Annotated in this window: 16 protein-coding genes and 1 tRNA gene; 6 read left to right on the top strand and 11 right to left on the bottom strand. The window is 75.7% G+C overall.

Annotated features, from left to right (window positions below; genetic code table 11):
• Positions 1–76 precede the first annotated feature (76 nt).
• Entirely contained in the window at positions 77–1930 is a 1854-nt protein-coding gene (locus tag AC3WT4_RS11940; RefSeq protein ID WP_108050079.1) for an ABC-F family ATP-binding cassette domain-containing protein, read from the top strand.
• Entirely contained in the window at positions 1927–2253 is a 327-nt protein-coding gene (locus tag AC3WT4_RS11935; RefSeq protein WP_074808004.1) for a hypothetical protein, read from the top strand. The genes AC3WT4_RS11940 and AC3WT4_RS11935 overlap by 4 nt, the downstream gene beginning before the upstream one ends.
• A gap of 59 nt (positions 2254–2312) precedes the next feature.
• Here AC3WT4_RS11935 and AC3WT4_RS11930 read toward each other — a convergent pair whose 3' ends face one another.
• The gene (locus AC3WT4_RS11930; RefSeq protein ID WP_175008932.1) at positions 2313–2798 is read right to left on the bottom strand and encodes a MarR family transcriptional regulator; all 486 of its coding nucleotides are present in this window, start codon (positions 2796–2798) and stop codon (positions 2313–2315) included.
• A gap of 118 nt (positions 2799–2916) precedes the next feature.
• Here AC3WT4_RS11930 and AC3WT4_RS11925 point away from each other — a divergent pair, with 118 nt between their 5' ends.
• Positions 2917–3519, top strand: coding sequence for an NADPH-dependent F420 reductase (locus AC3WT4_RS11925; RefSeq protein ID WP_492315522.1), 603 nt, complete (start codon positions 2917–2919; stop codon positions 3517–3519).
• Between the two features lie 69 nt (positions 3520–3588).
• Here AC3WT4_RS11925 and AC3WT4_RS11920 read toward each other — a convergent pair whose 3' ends face one another.
• From AC3WT4_RS11920 to AC3WT4_RS11880, 9 genes are all read right to left on the bottom strand, one after another.
• Positions 3589–4605 carry a TetR/AcrR family transcriptional regulator gene (locus AC3WT4_RS11920; RefSeq protein ID WP_492315521.1) on the bottom strand — a complete coding sequence of 339 codons (1017 nt, stop codon included), beginning with the start codon at positions 4603–4605 and terminating at the stop codon, positions 3589–3591.
• 184 nt (positions 4606–4789) lie between these two features.
• Positions 4790–5611 carry an ABC transporter permease gene (locus tag AC3WT4_RS11915; protein ID WP_492315520.1) on the bottom strand — a complete coding sequence of 274 codons (822 nt, stop codon included), beginning with the start codon at positions 5609–5611 and terminating at the stop codon, positions 4790–4792.
• Complete coding sequence (locus tag AC3WT4_RS11910; RefSeq protein WP_492315519.1) at positions 5608–6555, bottom strand: ATP-binding cassette domain-containing protein; 948 nt, start codon at positions 6553–6555, stop codon at positions 5608–5610. The genes AC3WT4_RS11915 and AC3WT4_RS11910 overlap by 4 nt, the downstream gene beginning before the upstream one ends.
• 143 nt (positions 6556–6698) lie before the next feature.
• Entirely contained in the window at positions 6699–8033 is a 1335-nt protein-coding gene (locus AC3WT4_RS11905) for an MFS transporter (RefSeq protein ID WP_074807992.1), read from the bottom strand.
• Positions 8034–8096: 63 nt separating this feature from the next.
• The gene (locus tag AC3WT4_RS11900) at positions 8097–8597 is read right to left on the bottom strand and encodes a MarR family winged helix-turn-helix transcriptional regulator (RefSeq protein WP_083385168.1); all 501 of its coding nucleotides are present in this window, start codon (positions 8595–8597) and stop codon (positions 8097–8099) included.
• A gap of 155 nt (positions 8598–8752) precedes the next feature.
• Positions 8753–9967: an ABC transporter permease gene (locus AC3WT4_RS11895; protein WP_492315518.1), complete on the bottom strand. Its 1215-nt coding sequence runs from the start codon at positions 9965–9967 to the stop codon at positions 8753–8755.
• Positions 9964–10950, bottom strand: a complete 987-nt coding sequence (locus AC3WT4_RS11890) for an ATP-binding cassette domain-containing protein (protein ID WP_175008925.1) — start codon at positions 10948–10950, stop codon at positions 9964–9966. Before AC3WT4_RS11890 ends, AC3WT4_RS11895 begins: the two co-directional genes overlap by 4 nt.
• Before the next feature lie 149 nt (positions 10951–11099).
• Positions 11100–11705 (bottom strand): hypothetical protein, encoded by a 606-nt coding sequence (locus AC3WT4_RS11885; protein WP_492315517.1) that lies wholly within the window; start codon positions 11703–11705, stop codon positions 11100–11102.
• Between the two features lie 166 nt (positions 11706–11871).
• Positions 11872–12474 (bottom strand): TetR/AcrR family transcriptional regulator, encoded by a 603-nt coding sequence (locus tag AC3WT4_RS11880; protein ID WP_074807977.1) that lies wholly within the window; start codon positions 12472–12474, stop codon positions 11872–11874.
• A gap of 319 nt (positions 12475–12793) precedes the next feature.
• Between AC3WT4_RS11880 and AC3WT4_RS11875 the strand changes: the two genes are divergently transcribed.
• The 3 genes from AC3WT4_RS11875 (at position 12794) to AC3WT4_RS11865 (ending at position 15627) form a co-directional block, all read left to right on the top strand.
• Positions 12794–12865 (top strand) — tRNA-Gln (locus AC3WT4_RS11875).
• A gap of 30 nt (positions 12866–12895) precedes the next feature.
• Positions 12896–14575, top strand: a complete 1680-nt coding sequence (gene glmU, locus AC3WT4_RS11870) for a bifunctional UDP-N-acetylglucosamine diphosphorylase/glucosamine-1-phosphate N-acetyltransferase GlmU (protein ID WP_492315516.1) — start codon at positions 12896–12898, stop codon at positions 14573–14575.
• Positions 14576–14643: 68 nt separating this feature from the next.
• Positions 14644–15627: a ribose-phosphate diphosphokinase gene (locus tag AC3WT4_RS11865; protein ID WP_021483711.1), complete on the top strand. Its 984-nt coding sequence runs from the start codon at positions 14644–14646 to the stop codon at positions 15625–15627.
• A gap of 3 nt (positions 15628–15630) precedes the next feature.
• Here the strand turns inward: AC3WT4_RS11865 and AC3WT4_RS11860 are convergent, their stop codons facing one another.
• Positions 15631–18318 carry a hypothetical protein gene (locus tag AC3WT4_RS11860; RefSeq protein WP_492315515.1) on the bottom strand — a complete coding sequence of 896 codons (2688 nt, stop codon included), beginning with the start codon at positions 18316–18318 and terminating at the stop codon, positions 15631–15633.
• Between the last annotated feature and the right edge of the window lie 69 nt (positions 18319–18387).

Below are 18387 nucleotides of genomic sequence, written 5' to 3'. Positions count from 1 at the left end.
CATGAAATGGTCGCCATCCTGCCCAGGATCGGCGACTATTTCATGCACTCACCGGGGGCGGCCTAGGCTCGACCGCGTGGCTCACCTTCTCGGCGCCGACGGCATCTCGCTGACCGTCGGCACCCGCACCCTGCTCGACGACGTCTCGCTCGGCCTCGACGACGGCGACCGCGTCGGCATCGTCGGCCCCAACGGGGCCGGCAAGACGACGCTCCTGCGCCTCCTCGCGGGCACGCAGCAGCCCGACGGCGGCCGCGTCACCCGCGTGGGCGGGCTGCGGGTGGGCCTGCTCGACCAGCGCGACGACGTCGGCACCGGCGCGACGATCCGCGACCTCGTGCACGGCGACGCCGCGACCCACGCCTGGGCGTCGGACGCGAGCATCCGCACCGTCCACGCGGGGCTGCTGGGCGACCTCGACCTCGACGCCCCGGCGGACACGCTGTCCGGCGGGCAGCGGCGCCGCGTCGCGCTCGCGGCGCTCCTCGTCGCCGACCACGACGTGCTGTTCCTCGACGAGCCGACGAACCACCTCGACGTCGAGGGCGTCGCGTGGCTCGCCGCGCACCTCGGCGACCGCTTCGCCCGCCCGGGCGCGAAGGGCGCTCTCGTGGTCGTCACGCACGACCGCTGGTTCCTCGACGCCGTGTGCTCGCGCATGTGGGAGGTGCGCGGCGACGGCTCGGGCCAGGTCGAGGGCTACGAGGGCGGGTACGCCGCGTACGTGCTCGCGCGCGCCGAGCGCCAGCGCACCGCGGCCGTCGCGGCGGAGAAGCGCGACAACCTGCTGCGCAAGGAGCTCGCGTGGCTCCGGCGCGGCGCGCCCGCGCGCACGTCCAAGCCCAAGTTCCGGCTCGACGCCGCCGCCGCGCTCATCGCCGACGTCCCGCCCCCGCGCGACACGCTCGAGCTCACGCGCACCGCGACCAAGCGGCTCGGCAAGGACGTGCTCGACCTCGAGGACGTGACCGTCGCCGTCCCGCGCCAGGACGGCCAGGGGGAGCGCGTGCTGCTCGACGACGTCACGTGGCGCCTCGGGCCCGGCGACCGGTACGGGGTCGTCGGGGTCAACGGCGCCGGGAAGACGACGCTCCTCGCGCTCCTCGCCGGACGGCGCGAGCCCGACTCCGGGCGGGTCAAGCGCGGCAAGACCGTCCACGTCGCCGAGCTGTCGCAGGACGTCGGCGAGCTCGACGACATCGCCGGGGCGCGCGTGATCCAGGTGATCGAGGACGAGAAGCGCTCGGTCGTCGTGGACGGCAAGGAGCTCTCCGCGTCCCAGCTCGTCGAGCGGCTCGGCTTCACGCGCGAGCGGTCGCAGACGCTCGTGCGCGACCTCTCGGGCGGCGAGCGGCGCCGCCTCCAGCTCCTGCGCCTGCTCGTCGCCGAGCCCAACGTGCTCCTGCTCGACGAGCCGACGAACGACCTCGACACCGACACGCTCGCCGCGCTCGAGGACCTGCTCGACGGCTGGCCCGGCACGCTCATCGTGGTCTCGCACGACCGCTACCTGCTGGAGCGCGTCGCGGACCGCCAGGTCGCGCTGCTCGGCGACGGCCAGGTGCGCGACCTGCCGGGCGGCGTCGAGCAGTACCTCGAGCTGCGGCGCGCGGCGCTCGCGGGCGCGGGCGCCGCGTCGACCGGGTTCGCACCCACGGGCGGCGCCGACGCGACGCCGGACGCGGGGCCGGCCGCGGAGGCCCCGGGCCCGAGCGCGGCCGAGGTGCGGGCGGCGAAGAAGGAGATCAACCGCATCGAGCGGCGCCTGAGCAAGATCGCGGAGGTCGAGGGCCGGCTGCACGAGAAGATCGCGGCGAACGCGACGGACTTCGCGGCGGTCGCGGAGCTCGACGCCGAGCTGCGCACGCTCGCGGCGGAGAAGGACGAGCTCGAGGCGGCGTGGCTCGAGGCGGCGGAGGTCGCCGGGTGACGGCCGACCGCATGCGGGTCGCGGTGTCCGCGCGCGGCGTCGAGGTCGACGACGGTCAGGGCGGCGTCCTCGCGCCCTGGGCGGACGTGCGCCGCGTCACCGCGTTCGCGCTCGGCGGCCCGGGCGGCACCGCCCGGTACGTGTCGTTCGACCTCGTGAACGGGCACAGCGTCGAGGTGGACGACGCCGCCCCGGAGTGGGACGACGTGCTCGCCGCCCTGCCCGGGCGGGTCGAGCTCGCGGTGGACGACCCGCTCGCGGCGCTCGGCGCGCTCGCGCCGGGCGGGAGGCTCGTCCTCGCGGGGCCCGTGCGGACCCGCTGACCGCCGGGGGCCTGCGTCCGGGCGCCCGGGTCGCAGCGCCGGGGGCGCGGCCGCACGGCTCAGCGCCGGAGGAAGCCCATGCGGTCGTCGGGGTCGACGCGCTCGAGGATGGCGCCCGCGATGGCGTCGAGCTGCTCGACCTGCTCGTCGGTGAGGGCGTCGATCACGTGGTCGCGCACCGTCGCGACGTGCCCGGGCGCGGTCGCGACGACCTTCTCCCAGCCGGCGTCGGTGAGGTGCGCGTTCGTCGCGCGGCGGTCCTCGGGGCACGGCACGCGCTCGACGAGGCCGCGCTTCTCGAGGCGCGCGACGACGTGCGACAGCCGGGGGAGCGTGGCGTTCGTGGCGCCCGCGAGGTCGGTCATGCGCAGCGTGCGCCGCGGAGCCTCCGAGAGCATGGCCAGCACGTAGTACTCGAAGTGGCTGAGGTCGGCGTCGCGCCGGAGCTGGGAGTCGAGGACGCCCGGCAGCAGCTCCACGACCGCCACCAGCCGCTTCCACGCGTCGAGCTGCTGGTCGTCGAGCCAGCGGGGTTCCGTCGCCATCACTCCTCCTCCGTCCGGCGATCCACATAGTTGACGGTACAAGTTTAGCGGCGTACGGTGTTAGTTGTAGCAACAACTAATAGCCGACCGTCGGGCCGGCGGAGGAAGGGAAGCCACCATGAGCAGCATCACCATCATCGGCGCCGGGAACATGGGCTCGGCCATCGCCGGTCTCGCGCTCGCCGCGGGCAGCCAGGTGCAGGTCCTGACCCGCGAGGCCACCGAGGTCGACCCGCGCGTCACGGCGGGCAGGGTCGGCGACGAGATCACGGGCGACGTCGTCGTCCTCGCGCTCCCGTACGGTGCGCTCGACGACGTCCTCGGTGCCTACGCGGGCCGCCTCGACGGCAAGGTGCTCGTCGACATCACCAACCCGGTCGACTTCGCGACGTTCGACTCCCTCGTCGTGCCCGCCGGCTCGTCGGCCGCGGCGCAGATCCAGGAGCGCGTCCCGAACGCGCGCGTCCTCAAGGCGTTCAACACGAGCTTCGCGGCGACGCTCGCCACCGGTCAGGTCGGGCCGCTCCCGACGACGGTCCTCGTCGCGGGCGACGACGCCGACGCGAAGGCCGCCCTCGCGAGCGCCGTGTCCGGGGTGCGCGTCGTCGACGCCGGCTCGCTGAAGCGCGCGCACGAGCTCGAGGCCCTCGGCTTCCTGCAGCTCACGCTCGCGGCGGGGGAGAAGACCTCCTGGACGACGGGCTTCGCGCTCGCCGAGTGACCCACCCGCTCCCGCACGACGACGGCCGGCCACCCCGCGGGGTGACCGGCCGTCGTCGTGCGCGGAGGGTCAGCCGCGCGCCTTCTCGACGGCGGCGCGGGCCGCCTCGTGCTCCGCCTTCTGGGCCTCGCGCAGCGCCTTCTCCAGCTCGCGCACCTTCTTCTGCGCCTCGCGCACGCGCCGCTCCGCGTCGCGCCGCCGGAGCGTCGCCTTCTTGACCCGCGGGTCCTTGACGTGGACCGCGACCTCGACCGGTGCGACGGCGTCGCGCGGGTCCGCCGCCGGTGCGGGCTCCGTGGCCGTGGCGGGCTGCTTTCCGGGCGCGCGCCCCGCACCGGGCGCCCCGGCGGCCCGCGCGTCGACGTAGACGGCGATCCCGTCGAGCACCCGCTCCAGGCCCCACGCGGTGTCGTCGATCTCGCCCTCGCCCGCGTACGTCCCCGCCTCGACGAGGGGCCGCAGGTAGGGGAACCGCACCTCGTCCACGAGCCCGCGCAGCGCGTCGGCCCACGCGCCGCCCTGGACCGCCTCGTCGCCGCCGGCCGCGGCGACGGCGCGCGCGAGGTCGGTCTGCAGCCGGGCCGCGTTCCGGGCGTACCCGCTGACGAGGAGGATGACGGACATCTTCTCCTCGTCGTCGAGCGGCGTGGACCGCAGCGCGCGCAGCCCGGTGTCCGCGCCGCGCAGGTTGTTCGGCGTGAGCGGCGCGCCGGTCACGGGGATGTCGAGGAACCACGGGTGCGACGCGAACACCGCCATCGTGAACTGCGCCCACTCGCGCAGCTCGGCGCGCCAGTCGGCGGGCTCGTGCGCCGGCGGGTACTCGACGTCGAGCGCCGCCTCCTGCATGAGGAGCAGCAGGTCGTCCTTGCTCGTCACGTACCGGTAGAGCGACATCGTCGTGAAGCCGAGGCTCTGCGCGACCTTCGCCATGGACACGGCCCCGAGCCCGTCGGCGTCGGCGATCCCCATGGCCGCGTCGACGATCCGCTCGATGCTCAGCTCGCGCTTCGGCGCGCGCTCGGGGCGTTCGGCCACGCCCCACGCGAGCGCGAGCCGGGGCGGGAGGTCGGGTGCGTCCGTCATGGCTTCATCCTCCCCGACGGCGCCCGGACGTGGGTCGCAGCCGTGCCGAGCAGGCCCTCCCGGTGGCGCGAGCAGGTGGTCCTGGTGCGTCCGGTCGGCAGGACGCACCAGGACCACCTGCTCGGCGGCGCGGGGGTGGGCGGGGGGTGGGCGGGGGTGGGCGGGTCAGGAGGGGCGGGCGGGGTCAGCGGGCCGTCCGCCGGCGGTAGAGCACGGAGCCGGCGGCGCAGCTCACGACGAGGAAGCCGGCCAGCCACGCGACGGCGGTCAGGGCCGTCGACGCGTCGGGCGCGCCCGCGAGCAGCGCGCGGAACGTCTCGATGACGGGCGTGAACGGCTGGTTCTCGGCGAACCCGTGCAGCCACGACGGCATCGTGCCGATCGGGACGAACCCCGAGCTGAGGTAGGGCACGAACAGGAAGAGGAAGTTCACCGACTGCGACGCCTCGACGCTCAGCACGAGGCCCAGCGCCACGCTCAGCCACGTGAACGTCAGCACGGCGAGGACCGCGAACGCGACGAGCCCCGCCCAGTCGGCAGGCCCGGCGTCGGGCCGGAAGCCGAGCGCGAGCGCTACCCCCACGACCACGACGGCGGACGCGAGGTTGCGCACGACGCTCGCCACGACGTGCCCCCACAGGGCGGACGGCCCGAAGATCGGCAGGGTCTTGAACCGGTCGATCGTCCCGGACGTCATGTCCTGCGCGACGCCGACCGCCGCCGTCGCGGAGCCGAACCCCAGGCACATCACGAGCACGCCGGGCACGACGTAGTCGATGTAGTCGTCCCCGCCGATCGCCCCGCCGAAGATCACGACGAAGACGAGCATGATCATCACGGGGAGTGCGAAGGCCGTGACGAGCCCGTCGACGCTGCGGAGCTGGCGGCGCGTCTCGCGCCCGACCATCGTCCGGACGTCGCGCGCGGCGGTGGCGGGGGTCCGTCGGACGCGCGGCGGCGCGGTGCGGGACGGTCGGGACAGGGTGGTCGTGGGTGCGGCGCTCATCGGGCGCCCTCCTTCCGGGTCAGGGCGAGGAACACGTCGTCGAGCGTGGGCCGGACGACGCTGACCCCCACGACCGCGAGCCCGTGGGCGTCGGCGGCCGCGAGCACGTCGCGGACCGTGCGGACGGGGTCGTCGCTCGGTGCGGTGAGCGAGAGGTCCTTCTCGTCGGTCGTCGTGCGGGCCAGCCCGATCGATGCGGCGAGCCCGACGGCGGCGGCCAGGCTCTCCGGGTCGTCGAACGCGACGCGCACGTGGTCGTCCGCGACGAGCGCCTTGAGCTCGGCGGCCGTGCCGCGCGCCGCGACGCGGCCGTCGTGCAGGACGGCGATCGTGTCGGCCAGGCGGTCCGCCTCCTCCAGGTACTGGGTCGTCAGCAGGACGGTCGTCCCGTCGGCGGCGAGGCCGCGCACGACCTCCCAGAGCTGCGCGCGCGACGCCGGGTCGAGGCCCGTCGTCGGCTCGTCGAGCACGAGCACCGCCGGGTCGGCCACGAGGCTGATCGCCAGGTCGAGGCGGCGGCGCATGCCGCCCGAGTAGGTCCCGACCCGCCGGTCCGCGGCGTCGGTGAGGTCGAAGCGCTCGAGCAGGGCGGCGGCGCGCGGGCGCACCGCACGGCGGGGCAGGTGGGCGAGCTCGCACATCATCACGAGGTTCTCGCGGCCCGTCTGGAACTCGTCCACCGACGCGTACTGGCCCGTGAGCGCGATGGTCTCGCGCACCCGGGCGGCGTCGTGCACGACGTCGGCGCCCGCGACGCGCGCGGTGCCGCCGTCGGGCCGGACGAGGGTGGTGAGGATGTTGACGGTCGTCGTCTTGCCCGCGCCGTTGGGGCCCAGCAGCGCGAAGATCTCGCCGCGGCGCACGGTGAGGTCGACGCCGCGCAGCACGGCGTGGCCGCCGTAGGACTTCTCCAGCCCCTGCGCGGCGATCATGGCTCCGGTCATCGCCTTCTCCTTCTCCGTCGGACGTCCGTGTGCGGCGCACACGCCATGTGTGTGGCATAAACTGTGTGTACACCATAAACAGGTGTGGAGCCGAGGGTCAAGGGTTCGAGGAGATGCCAGGCGGGGAGGGTCGGGCCCGGTGCTCAGCCCGCGCGACGACGGGGCGCGCCGGTGAGGACCAGCCCGATCCCGGTCATCACCACGAGCGCGCCCAGCACGACGGCGACCGGCACGGTCCATGTCCCCGTCGCCGTCTGCAGGGCCCCGGCCGCGGTGGGCGCGACGGCGGCGAGGCAGTACCCGACGGACTGCACCGTCGCCGACGCCTGCCGGCCGCGCCGGACCGTCGGGTACCGCTGCGCGACGAGCGTGAAGATCACGACGAAGTTCGCCGCCTGGGCGACGCCCGCCGCGGACGCCCACACCGCCCAGAGCCCCGGCGCGACGAGCAGGCCCACGGGCAGCGTGAGCCACAGCACCGCGATCCCCACGAACGTCTGCCGCAGGCTGAGACGACGCGCGGCGAGCGGCACCGCGAGACCACCGACGATCGCGAAGCCCTGGAACAGCGACGCCGCCCCGCCCGACGCCGAGCGCGGGATGCCCGCGAGGTCCTCGAGGATCAACGGCAGCCACGCCGTGAGCGCGTAGAAGCTCGACGACTGGAGCGCGAACATCGCGCACAGCCACCACGTGAACGGGGTCGCGAGGACGTGGCGCTCGCGGGCCGTCGTCGGGTCGGTGCCCGTGACCCCCTCCGCCGCGGCCGCCGCCAGCGCGTCCTCGTCAGCCGCAGCCTTCGTCCCCGCGGCCGCAGCCTTCGTCCCCGCCGCCGTCGGGCCGGGCGCGCGCTCCGCCGGGCCGCCCCGGGGCTCGCGCGCCTCGCGCGGCACCGCGCGCAGCCACCACACGAGCGCGACGACCGCGAGCACCGACCACGACGCGAGCGCCCAGCGCCACCCGACGGCGTCCGCCAGCGGCGCGGTGAGCGCCGTCGTCGCGACGGTCCCGACGTTGATCGCCGCCGTGTAGAGGCCCGTCACCGTCGCGACGTGGCCGGGGAAGTCGCGCTGGGCGATCATCGGCACCGCGAGGTTCGCCGTCGTGATGCCCAGCCCGAGGAGCACCGTGCCCGCGAACGTCCCGGCCGCGCCGAGCGCCGCGAGGTCCGCCGAGCGCAGGACCGTCCCGGCGAAGATCAGCGCGAGCGCGACGGCGATCGCCGTCCGCAGCGACGACCGCCCGAGCAGGCCCGCGACCGCGGGCGTCGCCAGCGCGAAGCAGAGCACCGGGATGCCGGTGAGCAGGCCCGCCGCGGCGGCGGTGAGGTCGAGGTCGGCCGCGACGTCCGCGACGACGGGCGGGAGCGCGGTGAGCGGCGCCCGCAGGTTGACGGCCACGAGCAGCACGGCGACCAGCAGGACCCCGTCGATCCCGCCGCGGAAGGTGCTCGGGCGGGGCGGCCGTGACGACGGCATCGGGCGGGGACCTCCGGGTGCGGGCGCGTGCGGCGACGCCCGCCCGGTCGTCCGGGCCGTCGGTCAGTCGTCGAACTGTCCTCCGACTGTACGCAGGAGCGCCGCGAGCGCAGGTCGTTCGCCGGGCTCGAGCGCGTCGAGGATGCGGGCCTCGACGGCGAGGAGGTCGGTCATCGCCGTGTCCACGCGCTCCAGGCCCTCGGCCGTGAGCTCGACGAGCACGCCGCGCCGGTCGTCGGGCGAGCGGCGGCGCACCACGAGCCCGCGCTCCTCGAGCCGGTCGATGCGGTTCGTCATGGTCCCGCTCGTCACGAGCGTCTGGGTGACGAGCGCCCCGGGGGAGAGGCGGTACGGCTCGCCCGCGCGGCGCAGCGCGGACAGGACGTCGAACTCCCACGTCTCCAGGTGCCCGCGCGCGAACGCCGTGCGCCGCGCCCGGTCCAGGTGCCGGGCGAGCCGGTCGACCCGGGAGAACACGGTGAGCGGCTCGACGTCGAGGTCCGGCCGCTCCCGCTGCCACGCCGCGACGATGCGGTCGACCTCGTCCTCGTGCTGCTGGTCCATGACGCGAGGGTACTCGACGTGTCTCGACGTCAAGACTCTTGACGGCTCCGTGGTCGTCGCGGCGCGCCGCGACGACCGCCGCCCGCGCGAAGAGCCGGGGCCTCGCGAGGTAGAGCCGCGGCTCTACCTCGGTGGACCTGGCCTCTCCCTCGCGGTCAGGACGTGCGGAGGGCGTCCTTGAGGCGCACGCGGGCGCCGGTGCGCAGGACGGCGTTGGAGTAGATCTTCGCCGCGAGCCACACGAGCAGGGGGATGACCGCGACGGAGAGACCCAGCGCGACGAGGGCCTCCCACGTCTCGGCGCTGCCGAGCGCGATGCGGACCGGCATGAGCAGCGGCGAGCACAGCGGCACGTACGACAGCCAGACGACGAGCGGGTTGTCCGGCGCCCACGGCGCGACGGAGACGCCCACGATGTACGGCACGATCATGAGGAACGTGACGGGCGTGGTGACCGCGCCGACGTCCTCCTGGCGCGAGACCAGCGCGCCGAGGCCCGCCATGAGCAGCGCGTAGCTGACGAACCCGACGACGAACCACACGAGCGCCCAGGCGGCGGCGGTCCCGAGGTCGATCGTCGAGGTGTCGACGAGGCCGAGGCCGAGCGCGGTCCCGACGCCCGCGAGCACGACGAGCGCGACCTGCCCGAGCCCGACGAGGCCGATGCCGAGGACCTTGCCCGCCATGAGCTGCCACGGGCGCACGGTCGAGAGCAGGAGCTCGACGACGCGGCTCGTCTTCTCCTCGACGACCCCCTGCGCGATGAGCTGGCCGCTGATCATGATGGCCATGAAGAGCAGGATGCCGGTGACCAGGCCGGTGACGTAGCGCGCGGGGTCGAACTCGCTCGGCTCGCCGATGGTGCGCACGTCCGGCGCGGCCGTCGCGACGTCGCCCGCGACCTGGGCGGGGTCGCCCCCGAGGCTGGCGACGGCGTCGGACAGCGCGGTCTGCTGGGCGAGCGTCGTGAAGACGGCCGTGAGGCCGGACGACAGCTCGGTGTCGACGACGACGGTGGGGGAGCCGGCGCTCCCGGTGACGAGGGCGTCGAGGTCGCCGTCGCGCACCTGGGCCTCGCCCGCGGCGTCGTCGGTGACGTCGACGGTCTCGACGTCGGTCCCGAGCGTGCTCCCGGTGCTCTCGATCGCCTCGGCGAGCGCCGCGGTCTGCGGCGTGACCCCGACGCGCTCGGCGCTCGGGCCGGACCCGTTCGCGAGGTTCAGCACGACCCCGCCGAGCACGACGGCGCCCACGAGGATCACGGTCAGCCACACGAAGGACTTGGAGCGCAGCCGCGTCATGATCTCGCGGCCCGCGACGAGGCGGATCGCGCCCCACGACGTCAGCGACGTGCCCTGGCCCGCGCTCATGCCCCCACCTCCACGGTCTCGGCGGCCGTCGCGGCCGGCTTCTCCTCGGCGCTCACGACGTCGCGGTACAGCTCGGTGAGCGACGGCCGGACGAGCGCGAACTCGTGCACGGGCCCGGCGGCGAGCGCCGCGCGCAGCACGGCCTGCTCGCGCCCGCCGGGGACGCCCCCGGTACCGTCACCGGTCCCGGCACCGGGCGGACCGCCGGGCGCGAGCTCGACGACCGTGCGCGACCCCTCCAGGCTGACGGCCCGCGCGTCGGGCACGGCGCCGATCCACGTCGCCCCGGGCGGGCCGTCCACGACCCAGCGCTCCTGCTCGGTGCGGCGGAGCTCGTCGATCGTGCCGACCTCGACCATCGCGCCGTCCTTGATGATGCCGACGCGGTCGCACAGCCGTTCCACGAGGTCGAGCTGGTGCGACGAGAACACGACGGGCACGCCCGCGTCGGCGCGGTCGCGCAGCACCCCGCTCATGACGTCGACGGCGACCGGGTCGAGCCCGCTGAACGGCTCGTCGAGCACGAGCAGCTCGGGGTCGTGGGTGAGCGCGGCGGCGAGCTGGACGCGCTGCTGGTTGCCGAGCGAGAGCTTCTGCACCTCGTCGTCGCGGCGCGCCTCGACACCGAGCGTGGTGGTCCAGCGCTCCATCGCGTCCTTCGCCCCGGCGGCGGAGAGCCCGTGCAGCCGGGCGAGGTAGACGAGCTGCTCGCCGACCTTCATGCGCGGGTAGAGGCCGCGCTCCTCGGGCATGTAGCCGATGCGACGGCGGGCGGCCAGGTCGAGGGGCCGCCCCTCCCACCGGACCTCGCCGCCGTCGGCGGCGAGGACGCCGAGGACGATGCGCATCGTCGTCGTCTTCCCGGCGCCGTTCGAGCCGACGAAGCCGAAGATCTCCCCGGCGCGCACGTCGAACGACGTGCCGCGCAGGGCGCGCACGGCGCCGTAGGACTTGGTCAGCGAGTCGATCTCGAGTGTCGCCATGCGCCCCAGACAACCACGCGCTGGGGCGGGCGGCACGGGACAGATGTCACGTCCTGGCCGTGCCGGAGCAGGGGGTGCCCCCTGCCGAGGTCGGGCCCGACGGAGCGGGCCGTCGCGGGCACCCTGCGCGTGGCGGCCGCGACCGCCGGTCAGCCGAGGTGCTCGTCGCGCACCGTGGGCGACGTCCGGGCGGCCCGCACGGCGAGGCGCAGCATCGTCCCGGTCGCCTCGTCGACCGCCGCGGCGTCGTCGCGCTGCACGGCGTCGAGCGAGACCCAGAGCAGCTCGCGGGCGAGCGCGGCGTCCTGCTCGTCGAGCCGCCCCGACACCGACTCGACGGCGCTCATCGCGACGAGCACGCGCATCACGGCCGACGTCGGGGGCGCGACCCGCACGCGCCGGATCTCCACGGCCCGGCGCAGCGCGCGACGCTCGACCCGCGTGAGGCGCGGGCCCGTCACGTGCAGGAGGGCGACGGTGAGGAGCGCCGCCACGAGCCCGAGGACCGCGGCGAGGAGCAGGGTCTCGGGCGCGGTCAGGTGCCGTCCCGCGACCAGGGCGGCGAGCGCGGTGGTCACGCCCGCGACGAGACCGACCCGCACCACGTCGACCGACGCGCGCCACTCGGCGTGCCGGCGCACCCGGTCCAGCTCGCGAGGCGTGAGGCCCGGGACGAGCACGTCGGTGCGCTGGACGACGCGCGCGGGCGCGCCCGCGACGTCGCCCTGCAGACAGCGTGCGGTCGTCCAGGTCACGTACCCCCAGACCGTGGGACGGATCTCGTCCCGTGGGTCGCCGTACACCTGGTCGGTCGACCGGTCGTGCCCGTGCATCCGCTGCCCCGCTCCGTCGTTCTGCTCTGCCGCCAGAGAGACGGGCTGACCCCGCTGTCATGACGCGGGTTTCGGGGCCGGATCTGCGTCAGGACCTCGTGGTGATGAGGTGGGGCCGCTTCTCCATGTCCGCGAGGCCGTTCCAGGCCAGGTTGACGAGGTGCGCCGCGACCTCCGTCTTCTTGGGAGAGCGGGCGTCGAGCCAGTACTGGCCGGTCAGGGCGACCATGCCGACGAGCATCTGCGCGTAGATGGGCGCGACCTTCGGGTCGAGGCCGCGCGTGCGGAACTGGTTCGCCAGGAGGTGCTCGACCTGCGTCGCGACGTCGCCGATGAGGCTCGAGAACGTGCCCGTCGCCTGCGCGACGGGGGAGTCGCGCACGAGGATCCGGAAGCCGTCCTCGGACGCCTCGATGTAGGACAGGAGCGCCAGCGCGGTGCGCTCCAGCAGCACCTTCGGGTGGCCGCCCTCGTCGAGCGCGCCCGACAGCGCCGCGGTGAGCGCCTGCACCTCGCGGTCCACGACGACCGCGTAGATGCCCTCCTTGCCGCCGAAGTGCTCGTACACGACGGGCTTCGACACCTCGGCGCGCGCGGCGATCTCCTCGACGCTCGTCCCCTCGAAGCCCTTCTCGGCGAACAGCCGACGGCTGACCGCGAGCAGCTGCTCGCGCCGCTGGCTCGCGGTCATGCGGGATCGGGGGGTGCGTCTGGAGTCGGCCACGGGTCCATCATGCCGCGCGGGCGCTCGCCGCAGCCGGAGGGTCCGCGCCCGCCGGCGCGGGCGTCGTCCGGCGGGTGCGCGCACGGGTGTGGCGCGGGCCACGCCCCGCGTCCGGCGCGGATGGGGCGAGACGGGCACGCGCGGCGTCGGGCACGGGGACCGACCTGGCAGACTGTTCCCGGACCCGGCCCGCCCGCCGCGGCCCGGGGTCGTACCGGGGGCGTGGCGACGGGCAGGTGACGCGCACGTGACGAGCACGTGACGAGCACGGCGTCGCCGGGTCCGGTCCGCCTTGGTGTAATCGGCAGCACAAGGGTTTTTGGTGCCCTTGGTCCAGGTTCGAGTCCTGGGGGCGGAGCTCGTGCCACCGATCCCGAGGGGAACACCCATGGAAGCTCAGCAGGGCACCGACACCACCGTCGCCCCCGCTGCCGTGATCGTCCTCGCCGCAGGCGAGGGCACGCGGATGAAGTCGTCCACCCCCAAGATGCTGCACACGCTCGCGGGTCGCAGCCTGCTCGGGCACGTGCTCGTCGCGGCACGCTCGCTCGACCCGGCGCTGCTCGCCGTCGTCGTGCGGCACGAGCGCGACCGTGTCGCCGAGCACGCCGTGTCGGTCGACCCGGACGCGGTCGTCGTGGACCAGGACGAGATCCCGGGGACGGGCCGCGCCGTGCAGTGCGCGCTCGCCGCGCTCGACGCGAAGGCGCACGCGCAGGCGCTCGTCCACGGCGTGCCCGACGGAGAGGAGGGGCGCGGCGTCGGCGACGGCCTCGAGGGCCCCGTGGTCGTCACGGCGGGCGACACCCCGCTGCTCGACGGCGGCACCCTCGCCCAGCTGCTCGCGGCGCACGTCGCGGACGGCAACGCGGTGACGATGCTGACGACGCAGCTCGAGGACGCGACCGGCTACGGTCGCGTCGTGCGCGACGACGCGACGGGCGACGTCCTGCGCATCGTCGAGCACAAGGACGCGTCGGCCGACGAGCTCGCGATCCGCGAGATCAACGCGTCGATCTACGTGTTCGACGCCGCCGTCCTGCGGCGCGGGCTCGGCACGCTCGGCCGCGACAACGCGCAGGGCGAGGTCTACCTGACGGACGTCGTCGCCGCGGCGCGCGCCGAGGGCGGCGTCGTGCGGGCGCTCGTCTCGGACGACCCGACGGTCGTCGAGGGCGTCAACGACCGCGTGCAGCTCGCGACGCTGCGCGCCGAGCTCAACCGTCGGATCCTCGAGGACTGGATGCGCGCGGGCGTGACCGTGGTCGACCCGGCCACGACGTGGGTCGACGTCGACGTCGAGCTCGCGCGCGACGTGACGCTGCTCCCGGGGACGCAGCTCCACGGCGCGACGGTCGTCGCCGAGGGTGCGACGGTCGGCCCGGACACCACGCTCACGGACACCGAGGTCGGCGCCGGCGCGACCGTGACCCGGACGCACGGCTCGCTCGCGGTCCTGGGCGCGGGGACGTCCGTCGGGCCGTTCGCGTACCTGCGGCCCGGCACCGTGCTGGGGGCGCACGGCAAGATCGGGACGTTCGTCGAGACGAAGAACGCGGAGATCGGCGAGGGGTCGAAGATCCCGCACCTGTCCTACGTGGGCGACGCGACGATCGGCGAGCACACGAACATCGGTGCCGCGTCGGTCACGGTCAACTACGACGGCGTGCACAAGCACCGCACCGTCATCGGCTCGCACGCCCGCACCGGCGCGGACAACATGTTCGTCGCGCCCGTGAGCGTCGGCGACGGCGCGTACACCGCCGCCGGGTCCGTCATCCGCCGCGACGTGCCCGCGGGCGCGCTCGGCGTGAGCGGCGGCCAGCAGCGCAACATCGAGGGCTGGGTCGAGCGCCGTCGCGCCGGCACGCCCGCCGCCGAGGCCGCGGCCGCCGCGCGCGCCGCGGACCCGGAGGCGCCCCCGCTCGGCGCGCAGGCGCAGGCCCAGCTCGCGGACCAGAGCGCCGCCGCGACGGCCGACCGCCCCACCCCGCCGCCGCCCGCGCCCGAGCTCGAGCACACGCTCGAGGCGCTGCGTGGCGGTCGCCCCGCCACCACGACAGACTGACCGCGACCGGCCAGCCGACCTCAGACCTCACCCCGCACCCGGAAACCCCACCGAAGGAACCCACTGGTATGAGCAGCACGATCGCCGGCAACGGGGAGAAGTCCCTCGTCCTCGCCTCGGGGCGCGCGCACCCCGAGCTGGCCAACGACGTCGCGCGGGAGCTGGGCATCGACCTGCTGCCCACGACCGCGTACGACTTCGCGAACGGCGAGATCTACGTCCGGTTCGGCGAGTCGGTGCGCGGCTCGGACGTCTTCATCCTCCAGAGCCACACCGCGCCGATCAACCAGTGGATCATGGAGCAGCTGCTCATGGTCGACGCCGCGAAGCGCGCCTCGGCCCGCACGATCACGGTCGTGCAGCCGTTCTACGGGTACGCCCGCCAGGACAAGAAGCACCGCGGGCGCGAGCCGATCTCGGCCCGCCTCATGTCCGACCTGTTCACCGCCGCGGGCGCCGACCGCCTCATGAGCGTCGACCTGCACGCCGCGCAGACGCAGGGCTTCTTCGACGGGCCGGTCGACCACCTGTGGGCGATGCCGATCCTCACGGACTACGTGCGCTCGCGCGTCGACACGTCGAACGTCACGGTCGTCTCGCCCGACGCGGGCCGCATCCGCGTCGCGGAGCAGTGGGCCGCGAAGCTCGGCGGCGGGCCGCTCGCGTTCGTCCACAAGACGCGCGACGTCACGCGCCCGAACCAGGCGGTCGCGAACCGCGTCGTCGGCGACGTCGAGGGCCGCGACTGCGTCCTCGTCGACGACCTCATCGACACCGGCGGCACGATCGCCGAGGCCGTGCGCGTCATCCTCGCCGCGGGCGCGCGGTCGGTCATCGTGGCCGCGACGCACGGCGTGCTGTCCGACCCGGCGGCCCAGCGCCTGTCCGAGTGCGGGGCGAGCGAGGTCGTCATCACCGACACGCTGCCCATCGCGGCGGACAAGCAGTTCCCGCAGCTCACGGTGCTCTCCATCGCGCCGCTCATCGCGCGCGCGATCCGCGAGGTGTTCGACGACGGCTCGGTCACCTCGCTGTTCGACGGCAACAGCTGAGGCTCAGTCCAGCCACGCGGCCAGCGCGGCCCGCAGCCGGTCGCGCTCCGACGGCGTGAGCCGTAGGCGCGTCACGCGGGACCGCAGGGCGCGGGCGACGTCGTCGGGGAGGCCCTGCCCGGCCGGGGGCAGGGCACCCACGTCGTGCGCGAGCAGCACGTCGAGCACGTCGCAGCGGCCCGGGAGCGCCGGGAGGTCCGCCGCGAGGTGCGCGGCGGCGCGCACCCTCGCGGCCTCCTCGGGCGTCGTCCCGAGGAGCGCCGCGAGGTCGGGCAGGGGGACCGGCACGATCCGCTGCTCCGTCGTCAGGCCCCACGCGCGCAGGGCCGGCGCGTACCGGGCGAACGGCGCGACCGCGAGCAGGTCGAGCGGGTCCTGGCCGAACTCCGCGGCGTACTCCGGCCGCTCGCGGTACGCGGCCAGCATCGGGTCGTCGTGGAGCCACGCGCGCAGGTCCGCGAGCACGACCGCGCGCCGCAGGTGGTCGGTCGTGCGGAGCGCGTCCTCGGCGTCGAGCGGGTCCGCGCGGACGGCGTACGTGCACGCCAGGTTGTACTCGCCGGTCGGCGTGGTGGGGGGCGGCGGGTCCCCGTCGTCGGGGTCGCGGGCCAGGGCGGCCCGGTAGGCGCGCCGCAGGCGCTGCCGGGGCGTCTCGTTCGGCTCGGCGGGCTCCGTGGGCTCGGTCGGCCCGGTCCCCGGGACCGGCGGCGCCCCCCGCGCCCGCACGGGCTCCCGCTCCCGGGCCGCGTCCTCCGCCTGGCGGTAGAGGCTCTCGACGGCGTCCTGGAGCCGGACGACGAGCGCGTCCTCCCGCCCCGCGGCACGCTCCGCCGCGAGCGCCTCCAGCAGCGCGCGGACGGCGTCGACGGCGGTCGCGTCGAGCCTGCCCGCGGGGTCGCCCCCGTCGCGCCGCGGTGCGAAGCACGCGTTGACGGTCGTCGCGGCGCGCGAGTACCGGGCCCGCAGCCGCAGCGCGCGGTACCCGCTGCGGCCCGCCGTCCGCGCGACGAACCGGTCGAGCCAGCGGCCGTACGCGTCGAGGTCCTCGCGCAGGGTGTGGTGCCGACCCTCGGCGTGCGCGAGGGCGACCTGGGCCAGGTCGTTGCGCGGGTCGACGTCGACGGCGCGCGCCAGGAGCTCCCGCTCCCGGTCCGGCGCGGCGGCGAGGTCGCTCTGGGCGACGTACTGGAGGGCGAGGCTGCGCCACGACGTCGCACCGCACAGCCCGTCGAAGCCCGCGTGGTGGCGCGCCAGGGTCAGGAGCACGACGGCGGCGGCGGCACGGTAGAGGTCGACCTGCGCCGCGGCGGCGACCGACGTCGGGTCCGCGGCGTCGAACCGCAGGAGCCCGGCGCGGTCGAGCGCGGCCGAGCCCGCGGCCCGTCCGTTCCTCGTGACGACGACGGCCAGGTGGTCGGCGTCCCGCTCCTCGACCGTGACCCGCCAGGGGACCGACCCGACGACGCCCTGGGCCAGGCTGACGACCGCCTTGACGAACGCGCCCTGGGGCAGCTCGGACAGCGCGGACCCGCTGAGGGCGCTGATGTCGGTGCCGCGGGGCACCTCCAGCCCGCGCGGCGGCTCGGCGCCCAGCTCGCCCAGCAGCGCGACGAGGCGCGCGCCGCCCGTCCCCTCGTGCGACGTCGTCCGGTCGGCGGAGCGGCCCGACGTCACCTCGATCGTCAGCCGCAGCCGGGTCGCGAGCACCGTGGCGACGAGGAGCACGCCGAGCACCGCCACGGTGGCCCCGGCCGCGACGGACCCCGTCGCGAGCGGCCCCGCGCCGATCGTCCGCGCGCCGCCGAGGGCCAGCAGCACGACGGCCGCGACCGCGGCGACGCCGGCCACGGCGGACGCCCACGCCCACCAGCGGGCGCGGTCGTGGCGGGCACCCGGGGCGACGAGCCGGGGGAGGGCGAGCCCTACCGCGACGACCCCGGCGACGAACCCGAGGACGAGGACCACCCCCGCGAGGGTCGTGCCCGCGACGCCGGAGCCCGTCCACGTGCTCGTGCTCGCGCCGGGCCCCCACACGAGGAGGGCCGCGCCGGCGACGAGCGCTCCCCACCCGGCGGCGCCCGCGCGCACGCGCTCGCCCGCGGACAGCACGGGCCAGCGCAGGGTCACGGGCACGACGAGCCGCGCCACGACGACGAGCACGAGGACGCCGACGAGGAGCGCGAGCAGCGGCGGACCCAGGGGAGACACCGCCTCGACGAGCCCGTCCCAGGCCGAGGCCGCGCGGTCCGGGACCGTGGTCTCCTCCTCCTGCGCCGCGCGGACCACGGCGGCGGCCTGCGCGTCCTGGGCGTCGAGCGCGAGCGCCTGCTCCGCGCGGTCTCGCGCGGCGGCCCAGGACTCGGGCTGCCCGGACGTCGGCGGCGCCCCGCCGGGCTCGAGGGCCTCCGCCTCCGCGGCGAGGGTGGCCGCGGTGTCCCGCGCGGCGACCGCCGCGTCCCGCGCGTCGGCGCACGCCGCTGCGCGCGCCGCCGGGTCCGCGGGGGACGTGGCCGTCGCGCGGTAGGCGTCGATCAGCCCGAGGGCGTCCCGGGGGCGAGAGTCGTCGAGCAGCGCGACCGCGTCGGCGCACGCGCGCGGCGTCGTGGCGGCCGGGTCGGTGTCCGCGGCGGCCGCCCCCGGGGCGGGTGCGAGCGCGACGAGCAGCGCGGTGAGCGTGAGGAGACGTCTCACGCGGACCTCCCGGGTGCGGTGACGGGCACGACGTCGTGCCCCCCTGACACGAGAGTGGCAGGCGGCAGG

It is taken from the genome of Cellulosimicrobium sp. EB106-03-01-XG111 (assembly GCF_058792115.1).
Note: the sequence above shows the minus strand (reverse complement) of the source record. Positions and strands in the feature narration are given on the sequence as shown.